This is a genomic window from Ignavibacteria bacterium (assembly GCA_015709655.1).
In the GTDB taxonomy this organism is placed as follows: domain Bacteria; phylum Bacteroidota; class Ignavibacteria; order Kapaibacteriales; family Kapaibacteriaceae; genus OLB6.
On the sequence record CP054181.1, the window covers coordinates 1450729 to 1469372 of the forward strand.

An 18644-nucleotide genomic window follows, 5' to 3' on the forward strand; every position below is an offset into this window, starting at 1 on the left:
ATCCCTTCGTCATACCAACTCAGCAAACCTATAGGCATGACGCGATTGTTATCTATTACGGGACCTATCTACATTGTTTTCCTGGTAGCCGTTTTACATCGCTCTTCTGTACTGTCCGCCCACATCATATAATGCATGCGTAATCTGGCCAAGACTGCAGTACTTAACGGTCTCCATCAGTTCAGCAAATACATTCCCATTTGTGATGGCAACCCGTTTCAGGTTCTCAAGAGCTGCTTGTTTTTTTTCTGCATTTCGCTGCTGAAACTGTTGAACATTTTTAATCTGTTGCTCTTTTTCGGTGGCTGTTGAGCGAATCACTTCTTCGGGAATAACTGTTGGCGAACCTTTTGAGCTCAGGAATGTGTTTACGCCGATAATTGGGTACTTGCCGGTATGTTTCAGGTTTTCGTAGTACAAACTTTCTTCCTGAATTTTATTTCGCTGATACATACTTTCCATTGCACCAAGAACACCACCCCGATCCGATATTTTCCGAAACTCCGAATAAACAGCCTGCTCAACAAGATCGGTTAACTCGTCAATAATAAAAGATCCCTGCAAAGGGTTTTCATTCTTTGCCAGCCCTAATTCCTTGTTAATAATCATTTGAATGGCAACAGCTCTGCGCACGCTTTCCTCTGTAGGGGTTGTGATGGCTTCATCATAAGCATTGGTATGTAACGAGTTGCAATTATCATAAATAGCATAGAGGGCCTGAAGCGTTGTCCGAATGTCGTTAAAATCAATCTCTTGGGCGTGAAGGCTCCTGCCCGACGTCTGAATATGGTACTTAAGCATTTGCGACCGTTCGTTACCACCATATTTGTGTTTGATAGCCTTGGCCCAAATTCTTCGGGCTACCCGTCCGATCACTGCGTACTCCGGATCGACACCATTCGAAAAGAAAAAGCTCAGGTTCGGAGCAAAATCATCGATGTTCATTCCTCTTGACAGATAGTACTCTACATAGGTAAATCCGTTGGCGAGTGTCAAGGCAAGCTGAGTAATCGGGTTAGCGCCGGCTTCGGCGATATGATATCCGCTAATCGAAACGGAGTAGAAGTTCCGCACATTATTGTCGATAAAAAACTGCTGAACATCCCCCATTAATCTCAGAGCGAACTCGGTACTAAATATGCATGTATTTTGTGCCTGGTCTTCTTTCAAAATATCGGCTTGTACAGTGCCGCGGACTGTTGTTAATGCACGAACCTTACACAGTTCATAATCGCTGGCACTTAGTACCTCGTTTCCGCTTACACCAAGCAGGCGCAAGCCCAACCCTGTATTTCCATCGGGCAGCACACGCTCACCATTACCGTCGAGATACTCCGGACACGAAAGTCCCAGAGAGCTGTATTTCTGTTTGATTTTCTCATTTACTTCTGGCCAGAGCCCCTTTTCATCAATCAGCTTTTCACATTCCTGGTCGATTGCCGCATTCATGAAAAACGCCAGTACCATGGGTGCAGGACCATTAATCGTCATGGACACTGATGTTGATGGTGCTGTTAAGTCAAAGCCAGAGTAAAGTTTTTTAGCATCGTCGACGGTTGCGATACTAACACCGCTGTTCCCGATCTTTCCATAAACATCAGGACGGTACTGAGGATCCTCGCCATATAGCGTTACGCTATCAAATGCCGTTGAAAGCCGAGCCGCAGGCATTCCGGAACTTAAATAGTGAAACCGTTTATTAGTACGTTCAGGACTTCCTTCGCCAGCAAACATTCGGGTAGGATCTTCATTCGTTCGTTTGAACGGATATACCCCGGCAGTATACGGAAACTCACCCGGAACATTTTCTGTTAAAACCCATCGAACAACCTCACCCCAGTCCGAAAAACGTGGTAGCGATATTTTGGGTACTCTTGTATGAGATAGTGACTCTACATAATTACTAACACTGATTGTTTTGTTGCGTACCTTGTACGTGTACTCATCACCCTGATACGATGTCTTTTTACTATTCCAATTCTCAAGAATACTTCTTACTTCCGGGCTTAGCTGTTCTTTTAGCAGAGCGGCCTGTGCTTCCAGAGCACTCACTATCTCCGAATTCGAAAGTGCAGAATTCAGTTCGGGTAGTATTTCGCCTTTTGTAGAGCTCTGTGCAGACGTTGGCTTATCCATGTATAAACTCGAGAATCAGAGAAATGATTTAGTTGTGATTAACCACATAAACTTTAAGATTGCCCGAGGTTTTGTTGCCGCCGAGCCACATTGTATATACCCGTCCATTCTCGAATGTTACGTTCTCTTGCGAGTAGTAGTTTGCAGTGGAGTCAGGCTCACGGAATTTCATTGAGTACGTACCTGCCGGTAGTCGAAGAAAGTTGCTGCCGCTGGTAGGTGAGGTTGAAACCTGTCGGTACGACATGTTTTGCATCCCGGGCACAGGGTAATCTGTTGGAATTGTAGTAATAACGTTTAACTTTGGTGCTTCGGGTGACAGGTGGATAAAGCGTACCAGGGCTGTTGAAGGATCAGCCGTCTCCTCATCGGTTAACTCCAGGGTTCCGGCACTTAGCGGGCTTACAGCACCAATTAAAAACACAGAGTATTTTTTTCCGTTTACAAGATTGATTGGGCGGTTGGACACCAGAGCCGTGTTTCCCATTGCGGCAGTATACGTGCCTTGTCCGGCCGCTACCGATAAATATGGTGTACTGCTGCCAAATGCCAGACCTTTAACCTGCGGACTTGTAGCGTTAATTGCTACGTCGATCTGACTGGCACCAACAACAGCATTAATAAACGCCACATTTGATGTTGCGGCCGATGGGGTCAGATCCACGAAGGTATCTCCGTTACCACCATCGTTAAATACTCGTACCCCAAAAGGATATGCGTCATCGGTTCTGCTTGTCCCGTGGACGATAAACGTATACGATGTTTGTGACTGAAGAACGATGGGTGCATAATTCACCTCGAAGGTAGAGTCACCCTTGCGTTTTAACGAAAATGAATACGTACCATCAATTAAATCAGCATTGGGGCTTACTGTTACTCTCCGAACCGGACCCAGAAGTTTAGTTTGAGCACCCGTTAACCACAACTCATATTCAACATTTTGATCGTTGGTACAGTTTGCCAGTTTTATTCTTGATTTGCCAATACCAACTTGTCTGCCATCGGCTACAAACGCAGCAGCAAAGGCAGCTGAGGGAGGAAATGCAATTACAGTGTACGAACCTCCTTCCGCAAGGGACTGTTTGGAAGAATTCCGTGGCTGGCTTTCACCGGCCTGATGTACGGCTACGTCGAGGTCGCCAACAGACACTTGCTTGTATCCACTGCTTTGTCCGAACGTGGTTCCCGAAGTAGCCAGTTTACCATTTACATAAACATCCAGTGCACCTCCGTCGTACACCATGTTTATCATCCGGAGATTTGCTGAAACCGGTTGAGGATTGTTTGTGTTATCGTCACAACCAATCAGAAGAAATAGTCCCAAAGCAAGAAAAGCCAGGATGTACCGCATAATTGTTCCTCAGAGTAGTGCTGACATCATTATGAATTTTTTAAAAAGTCAATTGTACCGGTTATCTGCCACAGCTGCTGTGCAGTTGAGCTTTGCTTATCTACGTAGTGCTGATACCTGTCGCTTTCTTCTGCTATCTCGGCCAAGTAGCGCATTCTGTCAGGTGGAATTATGTAGATTTTCTCTGATTGTTCGTATTCAGGCAGTATGCCGGTTTTCCATTTTACTGAACACTTTTCATTGATTTTCTGAATTATGGCTGAATACAGAACATTGGTTCCGTGGTCATTGAACTGCGAAGCAATTGTTCCATACACGGGCATTGAGTCGGGGCTCTGGTCAAAAAGAAGTCGGCTTCGTTGATATTGCTTTCGAACATCCCGCAGAGCATCATCTGCACCCCTTTTATCGAACTTGTTCAGGGCAACAATGTCAGCATAGTCAATCATGTCTATTTTCTCAAGCTGTGATGCTGCGCCGTATTCCGGAGTCATCACGTATAGGCTTACGTCAGCTACGTCCACTATTTGCGAGTCACTCTGTCCGATACCTGCTGTTTCAACGATTATCAAGTCGAAACCGGCGAATGATAATACACGTAGTGAGTCATGAACGGCTTCGTTAATTGCAACGTGAGCGGCTCGTGTAGCAAACGATCGCATATACACGTTGGGATGGTGAACGGAGTTCATCCGGATCCTGTCGCCTAATAACGCACCTCCGGTTCTTCGTTTTGAGGGATCGATACTAAGAATAGCAATTTTCTTTTCAGGAAAATCATGCATAAACCTTCGAACAAATTCGTCGGTCAGCGACGACTTACCTGCACCGCCGGTTCCGGTAATTCCCAGTACCGGTGACCGTTTCGCATTTTTCGCAAATGCAAATTTCTGTGTGTTTTTATGTTCAGTAGCTGTAACAGCCTGGGCAATAGCAAGAGCATTGCCTGCCATTACTTCTTCCTCCAGTTTATTGCCAAAAACATCAGGGAGTTCAACGTCTGCTTGCTGTACAACATCATTAATCATACCCTGCAGACCCATTTCTCGTCCGTCATCAGGAGAGTATAGTCTGGCAATACCATACTTGTGTAATTCATCTAACTCTGAAGGTAGAATCGTGCCGCCACCGCCACCAAACACCTTAATATGTCCGGCCAGCTTTTCGTGTAATAAATCAAGCATGTACTTAAAGTACTCTACATGCCCCCCCTGATACGAGGTCATCGCAATGGCATGGGCATCTTCCTGAATAGCAGCATCTACCACTTCGGCAACGGACCGGTTATGTCCCAAATGTATGACCTCGCAGCCGGTAGCCTGGATAATGCGCCTCATAATGTTAATTGCTGCATCGTGTCCGTCGAACAGCGAAGCAGCCGTAACAATCCGAACGGTGTGAACTGGTTGGTATGGAGACGGGTTTTTCATTGTCAGCTTCACACGTGTGAGTAATACGTAAGCGGTAAAATTACGGTTTTTTGGTTGTTAGTCTTTGTACAAGAACCATTGTGGCTATTTTGCCATGTGAAGGAATTTACTGTGTTAGGTGGTGCCGAAGAAATTGGTGCCAATTGCTTTCATTATAATTTGTTTGGGACCGGAATAGTTGTCGATGCCGGACTTCATCCGCGTGAACGTGGCTACCGTACCTTCCCTGAGTTAGAATATATTAACGGAAAGCCGGTTGATCATTTACTTATTACCCATGCGCACTCCGACCATTTAGGTGGTGTACCGTATGTTTTACGCAGACATCCCAATGTGCGCATTTGTATGACGCGTGCCACGCGCGACCTAAGCCATGTAATGCTTAATAACAACGGCCGACTGCTTAGGGGTGAGGTTACGGCACATTTTACCAAGGAACAGCTCGAATACTACCAGCGGGAACAAATTCAGCTTGTTCGTTCCTCCTTTGATGCAGCCGACTATAAGGAGCCCTTTGTAATTACCGGTTATTCCGGACAGCCGGTTACGGCTGTGTTTCATTGGGCTGGCCATATACTTGGTTCTGCCGGGGTGGTTTTTGAGAGCAATGGCTTCAGAATTCTTCATACTGCTGACGTGCAGTTTCAGCCACAAAGCATTATTAAATCGGCTCAACTTCCGCGTGTTCATGCTGATGTTGTGGTTACAGAGGCCACTAATTGTGCTTCAAGTTTCCCAATTGACTACCATGGGGAGTCACAAAAACTTAGTCGGTTTATTACCCAGATATCATCTCAAGGGGGCTCTGTTCTGATTCCATGTTTTGCCTTGGGAAAAACACAGGAGATTGTAAGCCGCCTTTATCAGTTAATGCAGCAAGGCTCAATTCCACGTCTTCCGATTTACACCGGTGGTATGGCTACGGCAATTTCACAGGTTTACGATTCATACTGTTATACCGAACCATTTAATCGTCCTGGCTTTAAGCTGGCAGATGTTCCTCAGGAAAAACTGTCGTGGGAAACTCTTCATACCAATGAATATCTTAAGTCCCCGGGTATTGTCGTGGCATCCTCGGGGATGGTTAACAAGCGCACAATGAGTTATGTACTTGCCAAGTACTGGATGCGTGAACCAACATTTGGAATTGCATTTATCGGCTACCAGGACCCGTCGACTCCGGGTTATCAACTCCTCCATAGTGAAAAGAATAAAGCTTTTGACTTTGGAGGAAAGGAGTTTAAGCGACTCTGCGCCATAGAATCATTTCGGTTTAGTGCACATGCCGCTCAGGAAGATCTGGTTGGTTTCATCACTGATTGTACTCCCCATACTGTGGTTATTGTACATGGTGAGCGCGAGGCCTGCGAGGGTCTGGCACTTGCACTTAGAATGCGCATGCCAGGCCTTCGCATTATCATTCCCCGCATTGGAATAACCTATAATCTGGCTAACGAACAATGGGAATCGGATGAATAGAGTAGGGTCCGTTTCCATCACGAATCATTAAATAGTACATTCCGGCAGTAATTCCGGCAACATCTATGTCCATCCGATTTGTCTGGTCAGGTACGTCCACTGTTGTAATTATCTGCCCCTGCTGGTCATTCAGTATTAACCGCGTTACCTGTCGGCTGATTGGCCACGATACTGTAATCTTTTGTTGTACTGGTACCGGCTGAACATAGGCGGTAGCAGCGTGCTCCACGTCACTAATATGACTAATAGCCGGCTGCGGAGCAGTGATGGCGTGGAACCCGGGACTGAACACGATTTTTCTTGTATCGTGCTTATCACGCACGCCTATCCTGTACCATGAACCCAGGAGCAGATTGTACGGAAGCAGACATTGCTGTGTGCCGGATTCCAGGACGATGTCCGTGGCTAAGACTGTTGTTTGATTCCGTTCACCGTCAAACAAGACGATCTCCTTTAGGGGGCTTTGAAAATTGTTGTCCCAAGTAACAAATACACTCGATCCGCTACGAAACCCGCCTGTTAATGGGTTAAATGATATCTCAACTCCGGCAAACGATGGTGTTCCCTGACTCAAAAAACCCATCATACAAAGCAAAGCGATGCCCTGGGCACCTTTGAATGGTGTTTTCATAATGTTTCCTAGTTGCAGTTGTTGGAAAAATATTTAAGAGTTCATTCTATGGATGAACTAAAAACCGCACTACCTTACTGCCAGACGGAGTATCAGCTACAGCCAAATACACTCCCGGCTGTAATCGTAATGGTATTGTAATCTGCGTAAACTGACGTTGTACTGATTGAGCGTACGCCAATGAACCCTGTAGGTTGTATATCGTTATCCGACTAAAAATCCCGTTATCATTGTCAATACGGATAGCACCGGCGGCATTGTCCCAAATAACACGTACATCTCCGTTTTCACCTTCATCATTAACCTGTACCGAACTTTTATACCAAGCCGTAAATATGACAGTATCAATCGCAGGCCAGCACCAGTCACCAACTTCCTGATTTGCTTTTTTCGGATCAATATTCGCCTCAGGATAGTTTACTTCCCAATGTGAAAAAACTTGGTTGCCAATTTCATCAGGACTGGATAAAATCAGGTGTTTGTTGTGGAAATGGACAGTTCGTGAATTAGGAAAGCCGTCCCATTCCATTATTAGAGTGGAGTCAGAGGCTCTTTTGGCTCTACCAGAAACGTAAGCATAATTCCGCTTAACAAATATTTTTTCATAAGTAGAATTACCACCCCACGATTTGCAGTCAAGCATAATCGTATAATATCTGGGTGCTACATTTTTCAGATCATCAAAAATGAGAAATGGTTCTTCAGGAGTAATTGTAATCTCTCCGTCGTCCTTGTTCACAGTTACAGTTGCCTTGATTTGCACCAGATCATTTGTATTGGGTACCATCCGGTACAGTTTAACGGCATCATCAATGGTGCCTTTTACAATATCAGGTATTGTTGTACTCACCCCAATTGTCACCGATGTGGCACACATTGGAATATCAATATTGTTGTGTGAGTCCTGCAGCTCTACCCATGATGGGCAAAACTGTGTTTCCTGTGCGTTTACACCCGAAATACACAGAATCATTACGGTTGTTAACCGATATAGCAAGGCTGTCTGTAACATAAGAACCTCCCAGTTTAGCGCACGACAGCGCGATGTAAAACAAGTTGTGGTTTAAGCCAGTAGGATGCATTTTCAGAGCCGATTTCAAAAAGCTCAGTAGCCCTTCTTCCGTTCCATAGTGTATCCCCATACCCCCGGAAGTCACCAGTCCCAATATGTTCATCTTGTTCGTCTGCAGGCAATAGAGCAGAAACAAATGATGTAGCCAGTCCAATTAATTTAGCAATTATTTTTTCATTTGATTCTTTTTTTGAATCAGAATACGATTTTGCCTCGTCTTTCACCTCTTCCAAAAAGTCGTGAACCCGGTTTACAAAACAGTCGTTTTCATCCTTACAGTCTTCGTCGTACGACGAAATGTACCACCAGACAACATCGCCCCGTGCCATCCAGTTCGGCTGTGTAATCAGCCCGTTTCCACTCATTCTTACGATTCCATCGTTATCACTATATGGAATAGTACATTCTCCGGGTGGGATGCCTTGCTGTTCTGAACAGTCTGGTATTCGCCTGAACGCCTCATCTACATCCACGAAGCCATTCGATCCAATAATACCTCCCATTGTTACATGATAAGTATCGCCACTGTTACTAAACACAAAATCAAAATCACCATCGTAGTCAAACTTTATTTTCTCAAACGTAATCTGGTAAGCAGGCATTTCTACATCGGACATTTGAAAGTGGAATGCTGACTCCATTGTGATTCCGCCAAGAGCCTTTGTGTCGGTCGTGCACAGAATATCAACTTGTCCGGTATGCAGGGCTTGTAGTATTGGGCTTGAATTGGGATCCATGACCCACAGCGACACTGTTCTTGGACTTTCGTAGGGTGAACTGATAAAGTCTGTATTACCATATTGTGATGTGGTTGAAAAATCCAGATTGGTTTCTGCGGGATTACTACAAAGGAAATTATCGAACGACCTCATCTTTATTGACCCGTCATAGACAGTTTGCTGATTCACGGGCAGAGTAAAGCGGATTTTTACGTTAATACCTCGGGATGGTTCGTACTCTATTTGCCGACTGTTTACGGGTTCGTCATCGAATTGGTCGCGATAAACCTCCGGGTCGAGCCAGCGTTCTTCCCATTTCCATGCGTTGCGATTCTTACCGGTAAGTACTCGTAGTCGGCATCCGATTTTTTCAACGCCAAAACCTTGGCGGTACAGTCCTCGAATTCGGATTTCCGGATAGCCAGATGCAACCACATTGCAGGTAGATTCTTCGAACAGTGCCTGCTGGCCGTTTATTTCAAAAGTGTAGGTAATAGGCTGCGTATCGGTTTGTTCGGGTAATACATATTTCTCCAGCTCGGCGAAACCAATCCATTTCTGGCCACGGACAGGTGACTCAGATACAATCAATTTAACTACGTCGCCACAGCGCAGACTGTATGGTGAGTACTGAATGTTGCCATCCTTACACGTGATAGTGGTTAGTGTTGGCCACGACACTTTTCCGTTCAATATGAGCCTTACCTTAACAGTAATCTTTGTATTGGCATTAAACTGGGCATCCGGTATCATATCTGTTGGGTCGTCACGTGACAGCAATACTTTATCTACCCGCAAGCTTACTCTGCGCCGTTGTACGAAGAACGTTAACATATTGGCAGGCCAGGTTGTAACTGCCGATGCACAGTATTCGTCTGTAGGCTCGTCTAAAAAAACATAGTCATTGCGTTCGTTATCATAATATCCAACAATTTCCCAGCATGGATTAGTAGTAATGCAAATGGATTCTAACTGCGGAGAGCTGGTACAGATAGTTCTTTCTGTGGTAAAGGAAACCACCTCGTTTAAATCCCATCCTTCGTCATCATCTTGGTTGGCTATCCGTGCCTGCAGACAATATTGGGCGTCAGCAGGATTTACTTTTTCGAAGTTGGGCACTAACGTAACCCCGACACCAGGCCTGAGAGCCCACCACGGAACTGAGCTGAACTTTTTCTTCCCATTCTGCGTATTGTCGCCAAATTTTATTGACGATCCGAGCAATGTGGTTGTATCTGACCAGATCACTTTCCAATCAACAAACTCATATCCGTCCTTACTCACGGCTACCATTCTGAATAGCGGATTGTCATCGGTAATGTAAATGGTATCACTTTCCGTCAGCTCCGAAATCTGAACACCGCTGCTGTCATGAATTCTTACCCGCCCACCTGAATCGATTTTAACAACAACATTTAGTGAATCTAACTTCTCTAACAATGCCGTCAGAAAAATATCACGCTGAAGTTCTGAACAGTCCACTTGAAACGAAGGATCATCCATTTCTTCGACATCTGCGTACGAACTTTGCCACTTAACAACACGCCATCTGTTAGGAAGGTCCCGCGGTGTGTGTATTTGTACGGTTTCGCCTACCCGAACCACGCGGGACATTGCGGTAAACACGTCCTGAATTTCGGCAGGAATTTCAGAACCACTGCTTGCCGATGCAGAAACCTTCATCGTAGCTGCTGACCGGACAACGGTACGATACTTCACGTCATCATCCGGGTTTCCCGTTATTGTACTAAGTGATCCTGTTAGAGTTAACACGGCACCTATCGGCCACTGGCCGGCGGGTTTTATCACAATACTGTCATTTTTAATTTCAAGGTTAAAGGGCAGCGGTTCGTCGAAATTGTTTTCGGTATGATTTGTTGATACACTGATCACTCTTTGTGCAAACTCTAAGCCCCTTACCGGCATTGACTTAACCCGAATGTAGATTGCTTCTGTGCAGCCAATGTATCCAGTATGATTTATTGAACTCCACTGAACGAACGGTGTTTCGGACACTGTGGAGAACGTTGCTTCCAGGTCCGGCATTTGTCCTGCAGGTTGACCTTTCAGCCATAATCCCGACACCTTTATCCTGTATGTTTTACCAGGCAACAATCTGTATGGCTTGAATTGCAGCGTCTGCGGATCCTTTAGACTGTACGTCCCCATTACCGTATGCCTGATTTGGGTTAAGGGGGTATCATCGGACCAATTGTCGTCGACCAACAGGACTGTCGGACAAATTTGTACACCACCCATCACACTCCCGTCGGGATAATTCATAGTAACCGATGCCGGTTCGATAGCGGCCGGTGCCCTTATCGTGATAAGTGGCTGGCACTCCACACCGTACGAGTTATCCGCCGGATACAGCAGTTGCAACTGTGCGTGAAGAGTTACTGACAATACGGCCAGCAGTATTGGTATAACCCAGAATTTCGAACACATGACGTCCTCCATGAAAAGGGGTGAAACATCGCCGTGATAGTAATTCGGCGTTGTTAGTCATGTGTGGTTTTTCGTGGATGATGTGACGCTGGCTAGTGCACTTTAAATAAAAAAGGCCAGTATTTTCCGGTTATGTACAATTCTTTAGTGTTGCTGTTGTATGCAATACCGTTTAACACGTCTGTTCGGACAGTCCGCTCGGTCTGACCAAGGATATTTGATGCATCAAGAACCCTGGTAACCATACCATTTTCAGGATTAATACACATTATTGAATTTGACTGCCATACGTTGGCGTATAGTTCACCCTCGACCCATTCCAGTTCATTAAGGTATCGGACAGGGGTGCCGTCCAGCCTAACCACTATTGTGCGAAGAGTGGAAAAATCTTCGGCTGACCGTACGGTTATCACTTCGGTTCCATTACTCATGTACAGTACCGTTCCATCTGTTGTCAGCCCCCACCCTTCACCCGAATACGGTATCCGTTTTTTTTCGTGCAGCGTATTTTTATCCATCACCAGTGCAAACTGGTTTACCCATGTCAAGATGAAGAACCTGTTATCTAAGAAGGCAAGACCTTCACCAAATATGGATGTTTCCAGCGAAACGGTTTTTAGGACCTTGCCCGTCTTCATGTCAATTTTACGCAGACTGCTTGCACCGTACTGACCCGTGGTTTCGTATAAATCGTTGCCAACAAAACATAATCCCTGAGTAAAGGCCATTGTGTCGTGTGGGTATCGTTCGATTACCTGCAGTGTATGGACGATGGTAGGGGGCTTGGCATTCGTATCACTATTAGGTGGGGCTGTTTCTTCGGTTTGTGTTAACAGACCCTTCTTTTCTGATATTTCCTGTTTAGCTGAGCATGAATACAGTAAGCAGAACACTAGAATGCTGATGGCTATTTGCATGGTGCAAACCTACATAGCCTGAGCCCCTTAACAATTGAATTCATAAATTTGCGACCATATTTCTATCATGATAACACAGAGTTTTTTCCGTTTTTCGCTCTCATTGCTGGTACTAATCTTTGTTGGATGTACCGATAACGGTGATTCCGACAGTGTCAACGATTCCAATTCTCGGCTTGGTGCCGATTCTTTAACCGAAGAAAAGAAGCTGGAGTTGGAAGCCGCACGTACAAGTGATACTGCTAAACACAGTGCAGACTCACTGAAGTCTGCTATTCCCAGAATTTCCTATTCACTTTTCGCTGTCTCGAATGCAAAAGCACTTGACAGTATTCGTCGTACCTACGCAAAAACCAAGGCCAACTGGCTGGCCTACCGTGCCTTTACCACAATTAACCGTAAAGATATTCACTACGTGCGGATAGGTGATTCCGTACTCATACCGGACTCAATTTCATCTGACTTGCGGTGGTATTCCGTATTCCCGTATTATTACCAGGCAGCAGCATCAATTCCGAAATTGTTGGTTATTAGTAACGAGTGGCAGAGTTACGCCTGTTATGAATACGGTAAACTCGTACGTTTTGCGGCAACAAATACAGGCGAGGAACGGAAGCCAACATTCCCGGGACGTTATGCCGTTAACTGGAAACAGCGGCTGCGGCTTTCTTCTCTTGACAGTACGTGGGTTCTCCCCTTTACCGTTAACATCCATCAGTATGCAGGAAGTGCAATGCATCAATTTGATATGCCGGGCCGCCCCGTCTCGCATTCTTGTGTGCGACAATTTCTTGAAGATGCCGAATGGATATACAACTGGGTGAAGGTTGCTCAGTTGGATTCGAATCGCCGCATTATCCCACTTACCGGAACACCTGTAATCATTCACGGTCTGTTTGATTTCTCACGAAAACGCGGTGGACCGTGGTTGGATATTAAAGACAATTCTATTCAGATTGCCGACCTTCCAAAGCAGCCAATGGATGTTGAGCCGGCATTAATACCAATCTCGCAGATTCCTAAAGCAGTTCGCGGAGCACTTGTTGACGGAGACCGTTACCGTGAAGCAGAAGGCATACTCCGTACCCGTGGCTGGATCCGGGATCACGTGCAGCTTAGAGAGAGTATTGATTATAACAAGTTGCGTCGCGAAAAAAAACGTCGCCAGGAAGCCGCTGCTACAGATTCCCTCCGGTCGGGTGGACCCGCTATGCCACAGCAGGTTATCTCGCCTGAGGCGCATTAGCTTCATTGCTCTTCACAACCATTATTCTTCTTCTGGACTCCACCGGTTAGGCCAGTACTGCCGTAGCCGTTTTTGGATGGCGTCCTCAGCTCCTAAACCATCCGGTTTATATAACAATGTTTCTTTGATACTCGATGGAAAATAATTTTCTGAAACAACGTGTCCCGGATACGAATGCGGATAACGATACCCTTTACCATAACCTTCTGACTTCATCAGCTCTGTAGAGGCATTGCGCAGGTGCAGCGGAACGGCAACGGTTTTTAACCGAACCAGTTCCATGGCTGCATCTATCGCCAAATAGCTGGCATTACTCTTGGGGGCAGATGCCAGATAGGTAGTCACCTGCGCCAGCAGTAGTCTCCCCTCTGGCATGCCTATTTTTTCGATTGCCTGCAAACAGGCCATCGCCAGCACCAACGCCTGGGGATCTGCATTGCCAATGTCTTCGGCAGAAAGTATAACCAGTCTGCGTGCTATAAATAGCGGGTCCTCGCCTCCGTCAATCATCGCAGCCAGATATAACAAGGCAGCATCGGGGTCGCTCCCCCTGATACTTTTAATCAGTGCAGAAATAAGCTGATAGTGATCATCACCAGTACCATCGTAGCGCGCCACTCGTTGCTGGATTACTTGTTCTACCACCGCTTTGTCAATCACTATCGCACTGCTTTGCCGGTGCAAATTCATATTTACCGCTGACTCTAGAATGTTTAACAAGGTCCGTGCATCACCACCGGCAACCGATACAAGCACATCACTGTCAACCAGAATCTCTTTTCCGGACTGAGTTGAAACGGTGGCTGCTGCTCGACTGATAATTTGGTGCATATCATCCGGCGAGAGCGGATTCAGTCGGTACACATGGCATCTGCTTAAAAGAGCGTTGTTCACCGAAAACGACGGGTTTTCGGTTGTGGCTCCAATAAAAACTACGTGTCCCTGCTCTACGGCATGTAACAAAGCATCTTGCTGCAGCTTGTTAAACCTGTGAGTTTCATCAACAAACAAAACCGTAGCAACCCCACGAATCCTATCAAACTGTGCCTTTTGCAATACTGATCGTAGCTCTTTAACCCCTGAATCTATAGCACGAACCTCAGCGAAAGATGCGTTCACGGAGCGTGTAATACATTGCGCAAGGGTTGTTTTCCCAGATCCGGGAGGCCCCCACAGAATGATGCTTTGAAGCTTACCGGTTTGTACCATTGCGCGTATAGGTCCGGTAGACCCCAGAAGATGCTGCTGTCCGATAATATCATTGATATTCCTCGGGCGCAGCTGTTCTGCCAGGGGCTGCCGTACCTCACCAGCTGCTGATGATGCAGTTGAAAATAAATCGTCCATGTTAGAATTAAATGTGTGTAACAATTCTGTCCACCTGTGTACTGAAACAAAATAACATTAACTGACGTGATGCACGAGTTCCCGAGCCTACTGGCGAAAATTGTTTCAGCGTTTCATTATCCCGTCGACTACTTGTTGCTGATTTTGTGGATCAACAGCCAATAAAATCTGTTTCACTGTGTTATTACTCAATGTTTACCGTTCTCGATGTGTTAATTTTATACAAATACGCTTGTTTATTGCATTAACTCGGCAGGACCTCACGGCTATGCATGCTCCCCTTAAGATATTGCCCGTTCTACTGTTGCTTATTGCTCTGGGTAATCGTGCTGGTGCCCAGCCGGAAAATGTTCCTGCGTCAGCGTATGATCGTCCGTCCAACATCTATGAGGATACTCTGATTGAGAGAATCCGAAACATACCCCTGGAATGGCAGTTTGGTCTGAACTTCCGTGTATCCAATCCGCAGGATACATTAAGGCGTGCTCTTGAAACTCTGGATGGCATATCTACCGGATACGGTTTTGGGTTAGAAGCGGGATACTATTTTGACCCTCTGCCGGTAGCTACCGGCCTGCATATCGGTTTTGATTTTTACGGTTATGAAAACCGACGGTTTGTGGTGCCCCTGGGATCGTTGTTCTTAGATACAATAAATTACGAAGTGTACAACACCCAGATTCCCGTAAATCTCAGCCTGCGCGTACAGCCAAACATTGCTTCATGGGTATACCCTTACGCAGAGGTATTGGGCGGGTTCACGCTAATCCAGTCCTCAGTGTCGGCTACCCGGGCAAGTGGTGTTAATGCAAATGTTGCTTCCAAGGATGAGAGCAGCATATCGTGGCAATATGGCACCGGTGTTGGATGTATGGTTAAGGTTGTTGATATTATTAATCTTCCGCATGAGTTGCAGCGAACGCTGTTGGATATTCGGCTGCGGTACTTATGGGGATCAGCAGCAACCGTATCTTGGATAAATGTTACTGATTCGCAAGAAATCTCAATTAATTCACAGAGGGTAGAGTCACCCGAGATTGTTCACTTTTCGCTTGGGCTGACATTCCAGTTTTAACACTTAAACACAATGGTGTACTTTATGAAACATGTCGTGATATTAGCGGTTATCGTAGTCGCATCACTATCCTTGACGTCGTGCAAAACAGCAAGAGACCACCGCGAGGACCTTGCTTCGAATCAGGAGCGTGAAATTACCGCCGGCATCGTTAAGAGAGAGATCCGCAAGGGAATGCAGATGGCTGATGTTGCAGCTGCACTTGGATCACCCAATATTACGCAGCGTGACGAGAATGGCAAGGAAGCCTGGATTTATGATAAAATTGCAACCGAGGTTTCGTACTCACAGTCTCAGACCTCTATCTTCCTCATTCTGGTAAACACGGCCAATCAAAGCGGAGCAGCCAGCTCTACTCAAAAAACACTGACCGTTGTCATTAAGTTCGATGAAAATGATCGCGTTGAATCGTATTCATATCATACAAGCAAATTTTAAGTCTGCAGGATGTTGTTAATGTACAGATCATCATTGTTTGCTCTGCTCGTTCTTTTAGGCACTGTTCTTCATTCGTGCACGATTGTTAATCGACAGCAACAAGCCAAACCACCGCAAACTCAATTGCAGGTTCGGTCATATCAAACCAGGGAGTTTGACACGAATGACGTGAAGCTCGTTATGAAGGCTGTGCTTAATACACTACAAGATGACGGTTTTGTGGTTAAAAATGCAGTAGTAGATCTTGGACTTTTGACTGCCACCAAGGAACTGCAGATTACTACAGGCACCAGACCCTCATCATCTGCCAATGACGATTACTGGGAAGAGCTTTTTTCGCAGATTTTTAAAAAGAACTATAAAACCAGAGCAAACAGTAAGAGTACCGAGCAGCAACGGTACAATAAGTTTAAAGTAATTGAAGCAAGTGTTAATATTTCAGAAATTGGTACCCGCTGTAAAGTTCGCGCTAACTTCCTTGCTAAGATTCTTGACAATACAGGTGATCCGACTGAAGTATATACGATTGATGATCAGAAGTTTTATCAGGATTTTTTTGCCAAGGTTGATAAGGGTGTGTTTATCGAAAAACAAGGATTATGAAGTTTATCGTGTTTCTGTTAACGGTTTGGTCTGTATACGCAAATGGGCTTACCGACATTGTAAAAACCGGTGATTTAAAAGCTGTCAGCAGGGCTGTTACAAGTAAAAAATACAACATCAACGAACAAGATTCCGACGGGCTCAGTGGCGTTATTATCAGCGCCATGGTAGGTGATTCAGCCATGCTTGAGCTTCTCATTTCTCATGGTGCAGATGTTAATCTAAGTGCCAAACAGGGAATGACGGCTCTTCATGCTGCTGTGTTTCATGGGAATGAAAGCATTGTAAAAATGCTCATAGCCGCTGGTGCAGATGTTAATATGGCTGATGACCAGGGTAGGACTGCCCTTCATGTTGCTGCTGAAAAGGGGCTCTCAAACCCGATAGATGACTTAATTCGATCGGGCGCAAATATTAAGGTGTGGGATTACCGTGGACAGTCGCCTATTTTTGTTGCCATAGGGAACCGACAGTTAAACACCCTTAATGAGCTGCTTGAGAACGGAGCCGACCCCGAACAGACTGATTTGATGGGGAGAACTCCTCTGATGCTGGTAGCTTTTTTGGGTGAGTACGAAATGATTTCCTTGCTTTTAAGGTTTCATGCCAACGTTCACGCCGTGGATTATGCTTTTCATACCGCACTATGGTACGCGAAGCAACGAAACCATAAGAGTTCAATACAAGTTCTGCGTAAGGCCGGTGCGTTGTTTTGATTGTTGTGTTGTTATATAACTCGTTTTTAACTGATAAATCACATTCTCATTTCAATTTGATTCGATAATAAAGGTATTGTAATGGAAAAACTATCAAAATTGGTCCGTGTCGGCATTTTCTATGATGGCAATTATTTTTTACACGTATCAAACTATTACGCATTCAACCACAGTCGCCAAAGCAGAATCAGCATTAGGGGACTTCACGAATTTATCCGGCACCAGGTTGCGGAAGAAGAAGGTGTGGATTCCAGACATTGTCAAATTGTAGATAGCCATTTTTTTCGCGGAAGACTACCTGCTCAGGAAGCCCAGCAACGGGGAAATCTGCTGTATTACGAACGGGTGTTCGATGATATTTTAATGTGGGAGGGCGTTATTACCCACTATTTACCTGTACGCAACACCGGAGGCCGGCGCGAAGAGAAGGGTATCGATGTTTGGATGGCTCTTGAAGCCTACGAACTTACGTTGCTCAAAAAGATGGATGTGGTAGTACTCATTACATCCGATGGCGATTATGTTCCACTGGTCAGAAAACTGAACACCCTGGGTGCACGTGTAATGGTATTGGCGTGGGACTTCGAATTTGTCGATAATGATGGCAACCGAATCGTTACCCGTACATCACAAGAACTCATCGAAGAGGTGAGTTATCCGGTTGCAATGCACGAATTACTTGAAACCCGTGCCCGACGTAACGATGTTCTCATCCAGAATATGTTCGTACAGCGTGACCTTGCTTCCAAAATCGGCACCGGTTTTAATTATACCGCAACACGGTCTGATTTTGATACTGCTGACGACACGGATGATTCTGAAATTTTCGAAAGTGAAATCGTTGCACTGAAAAATGGCTACGGGTTTATTAAATACGACCCTGACAACTTGTTTTTCCACCACACGGATGTTCTTCAGACTCCGTTTTCGGACCTGCATGAGGGCGATTCCGTCGAGTTTTCTTTGGGCCGAAATTCGGATGGTGACCCGGTTGCGAAGCGTGTTAAACTGATTCTTGACGATGACTATTAGTCTG

Annotated in this window: 15 protein-coding genes; 7 read left to right on the top strand and 8 right to left on the bottom strand. The window is 45.5% G+C overall.

Annotated features, from left to right (window positions below):
- Positions 1-93 precede the first annotated feature (93 nt).
- From HRU79_05775 to HRU79_05785, 3 genes are read right to left on the bottom strand one after another with little or no spacing between them, the layout of a single operon-like run.
- The gene (locus HRU79_05775) at positions 94-2136 is read right to left on the bottom strand and encodes a hypothetical protein (protein ID QOJ26182.1); all 2043 of its coding nucleotides are present in this window, start codon (positions 2134-2136) and stop codon (positions 94-96) included.
- 28 nt (positions 2137-2164) lie between these two features.
- A complete protein-coding gene (locus HRU79_05780) occupies positions 2165-3487 on the bottom strand; it encodes a DUF4397 domain-containing protein (protein ID QOJ26183.1) in 1323 nt (440 codons plus the stop codon).
- A gap of 29 nt (positions 3488-3516) precedes the next feature.
- Entirely contained in the window at positions 3517-4917 is a 1401-nt protein-coding gene (locus HRU79_05785) for a cobalamin B12-binding domain-containing protein (protein ID QOJ26184.1), read from the bottom strand.
- Positions 4918-5028: 111 nt separating this feature from the next.
- Here HRU79_05785 and HRU79_05790 point away from each other — a divergent pair, with 111 nt between their 5' ends.
- Positions 5029-6396, top strand: coding sequence for an MBL fold metallo-hydrolase (locus HRU79_05790; GenBank protein ID QOJ26185.1), 1368 nt, complete (start codon positions 5029-5031; stop codon positions 6394-6396).
- Here HRU79_05790 and HRU79_05795 read toward each other — a convergent pair.
- The 4 genes from HRU79_05795 to HRU79_05810 all read right to left on the bottom strand — a co-directional run bounded on the left by HRU79_05795 (position 6368) and on the right by HRU79_05810 (position 12183).
- Positions 6368-7027, bottom strand: coding sequence for a T9SS type A sorting domain-containing protein (locus HRU79_05795; GenBank protein QOJ26186.1), 660 nt, complete (start codon positions 7025-7027; stop codon positions 6368-6370). The genes HRU79_05790 and HRU79_05795 overlap by 29 nt on opposite strands.
- Positions 7028-7073: 46 nt before the next feature.
- Positions 7074-8039 carry a T9SS type A sorting domain-containing protein gene (locus HRU79_05800; protein QOJ26187.1) on the bottom strand — a complete coding sequence of 322 codons (966 nt, stop codon included), beginning with the start codon at positions 8037-8039 and terminating at the stop codon, positions 7074-7076.
- A 14-nt stretch (positions 8040-8053) separates the two neighbouring features.
- The gene (locus tag HRU79_05805) at positions 8054-11266 is read right to left on the bottom strand and encodes a hypothetical protein (protein ID QOJ26188.1); all 3213 of its coding nucleotides are present in this window, start codon (positions 11264-11266) and stop codon (positions 8054-8056) included.
- Between the two features lie 92 nt (positions 11267-11358).
- Positions 11359-12183 (bottom strand): glutaminyl-peptide cyclotransferase, encoded by an 825-nt coding sequence (locus HRU79_05810; protein QOJ26189.1) that lies wholly within the window; start codon positions 12181-12183, stop codon positions 11359-11361.
- A gap of 67 nt (positions 12184-12250) precedes the next feature.
- On the opposite strand from HRU79_05810, the gene HRU79_05815 reads away from it, so the two are divergent.
- Positions 12251-13429 (top strand): L,D-transpeptidase, encoded by a 1179-nt coding sequence (locus tag HRU79_05815; GenBank protein QOJ26190.1) that lies wholly within the window; start codon positions 12251-12253, stop codon positions 13427-13429.
- A 21-nt stretch (positions 13430-13450) separates the two neighbouring features.
- Here the strand turns inward: HRU79_05815 and HRU79_05820 are convergent, their stop codons facing one another.
- Positions 13451-14776 carry a replication-associated recombination protein A gene (locus tag HRU79_05820; GenBank protein ID QOJ26191.1) on the bottom strand — a complete coding sequence of 442 codons (1326 nt, stop codon included), beginning with the start codon at positions 14774-14776 and terminating at the stop codon, positions 13451-13453.
- Positions 14777-15044: 268 nt separating this feature from the next.
- Between HRU79_05820 and HRU79_05825 the strand changes: the two genes are divergently transcribed.
- From HRU79_05825 to HRU79_05845, 5 genes are all read left to right on the top strand, one after another.
- Complete coding sequence (locus HRU79_05825) at positions 15045-15851, top strand: outer membrane beta-barrel protein (protein QOJ26192.1); 807 nt, start codon at positions 15045-15047, stop codon at positions 15849-15851.
- Between the two features lie 72 nt (positions 15852-15923).
- Positions 15924-16289 (top strand): hypothetical protein, encoded by a 366-nt coding sequence (locus HRU79_05830; protein ID QOJ27282.1) that lies wholly within the window; start codon positions 15924-15926, stop codon positions 16287-16289.
- Between the two features lie 18 nt (positions 16290-16307).
- The gene (locus HRU79_05835) at positions 16308-16892 is read left to right on the top strand and encodes a hypothetical protein (protein ID QOJ26193.1); all 585 of its coding nucleotides are present in this window, start codon (positions 16308-16310) and stop codon (positions 16890-16892) included.
- Entirely contained in the window at positions 16889-17608 is a 720-nt protein-coding gene (locus HRU79_05840) for an ankyrin repeat domain-containing protein (protein ID QOJ26194.1), read from the top strand. Before HRU79_05835 ends, HRU79_05840 begins: the two co-directional genes overlap by 4 nt.
- A gap of 81 nt (positions 17609-17689) precedes the next feature.
- Positions 17690-18640 (top strand): NYN domain-containing protein, encoded by a 951-nt coding sequence (locus tag HRU79_05845; protein QOJ26195.1) that lies wholly within the window; start codon positions 17690-17692, stop codon positions 18638-18640.
- Positions 18641-18644: the final 4 nt, after the last annotated feature.

Excerpts from the sequence above, each read along its gene's own strand:
- HRU79_05775 (QOJ26182.1), bottom strand. The coding sequence starts at position 2,136 with ATGGATAAGCCAACGTCTGCACAGAGCTCTACAAAAGGCGAAATACTA.
- HRU79_05815 (QOJ26190.1), top strand. The coding sequence starts at position 12,251 with ATGATAACACAGAGTTTTTTCCGTTTTTCGCTCTCATTGCTGGTACTA.
- HRU79_05840 (QOJ26194.1), top strand. The coding sequence starts at position 16,889 with ATGAAGTTTATCGTGTTTCTGTTAACGGTTTGGTCTGTATACGCAAAT.
- HRU79_05835 (QOJ26193.1), top strand. The coding sequence starts at position 16,308 with ATGTACAGATCATCATTGTTTGCTCTGCTCGTTCTTTTAGGCACTGTT.
- HRU79_05810 (QOJ26189.1), bottom strand. The coding sequence starts at position 12,183 with ATGCAAATAGCCATCAGCATTCTAGTGTTCTGCTTACTGTATTCATGC.
- HRU79_05825 (QOJ26192.1), top strand. The coding sequence starts at position 15,045 with ATGCATGCTCCCCTTAAGATATTGCCCGTTCTACTGTTGCTTATTGCT.
- HRU79_05845 (QOJ26195.1), top strand. The coding sequence starts at position 17,690 with ATGGAAAAACTATCAAAATTGGTCCGTGTCGGCATTTTCTATGATGGC.
- HRU79_05795 (QOJ26186.1), bottom strand. The coding sequence starts at position 7,027 with ATGAAAACACCATTCAAAGGTGCCCAGGGCATCGCTTTGCTTTGTATG.
- HRU79_05820 (QOJ26191.1), bottom strand. The coding sequence starts at position 14,776 with ATGGACGATTTATTTTCAACTGCATCATCAGCAGCTGGTGAGGTACGG.
- HRU79_05800 (QOJ26187.1), bottom strand. The coding sequence starts at position 8,039 with ATGTTACAGACAGCCTTGCTATATCGGTTAACAACCGTAATGATTCTG.
- HRU79_05805 (QOJ26188.1), bottom strand. The coding sequence starts at position 11,266 with ATGTGTTCGAAATTCTGGGTTATACCAATACTGCTGGCCGTATTGTCA.
- HRU79_05785 (QOJ26184.1), bottom strand. The coding sequence starts at position 4,917 with ATGAAAAACCCGTCTCCATACCAACCAGTTCACACCGTTCGGATTGTT.
- HRU79_05780 (QOJ26183.1), bottom strand. The coding sequence starts at position 3,487 with ATGCGGTACATCCTGGCTTTTCTTGCTTTGGGACTATTTCTTCTGATT.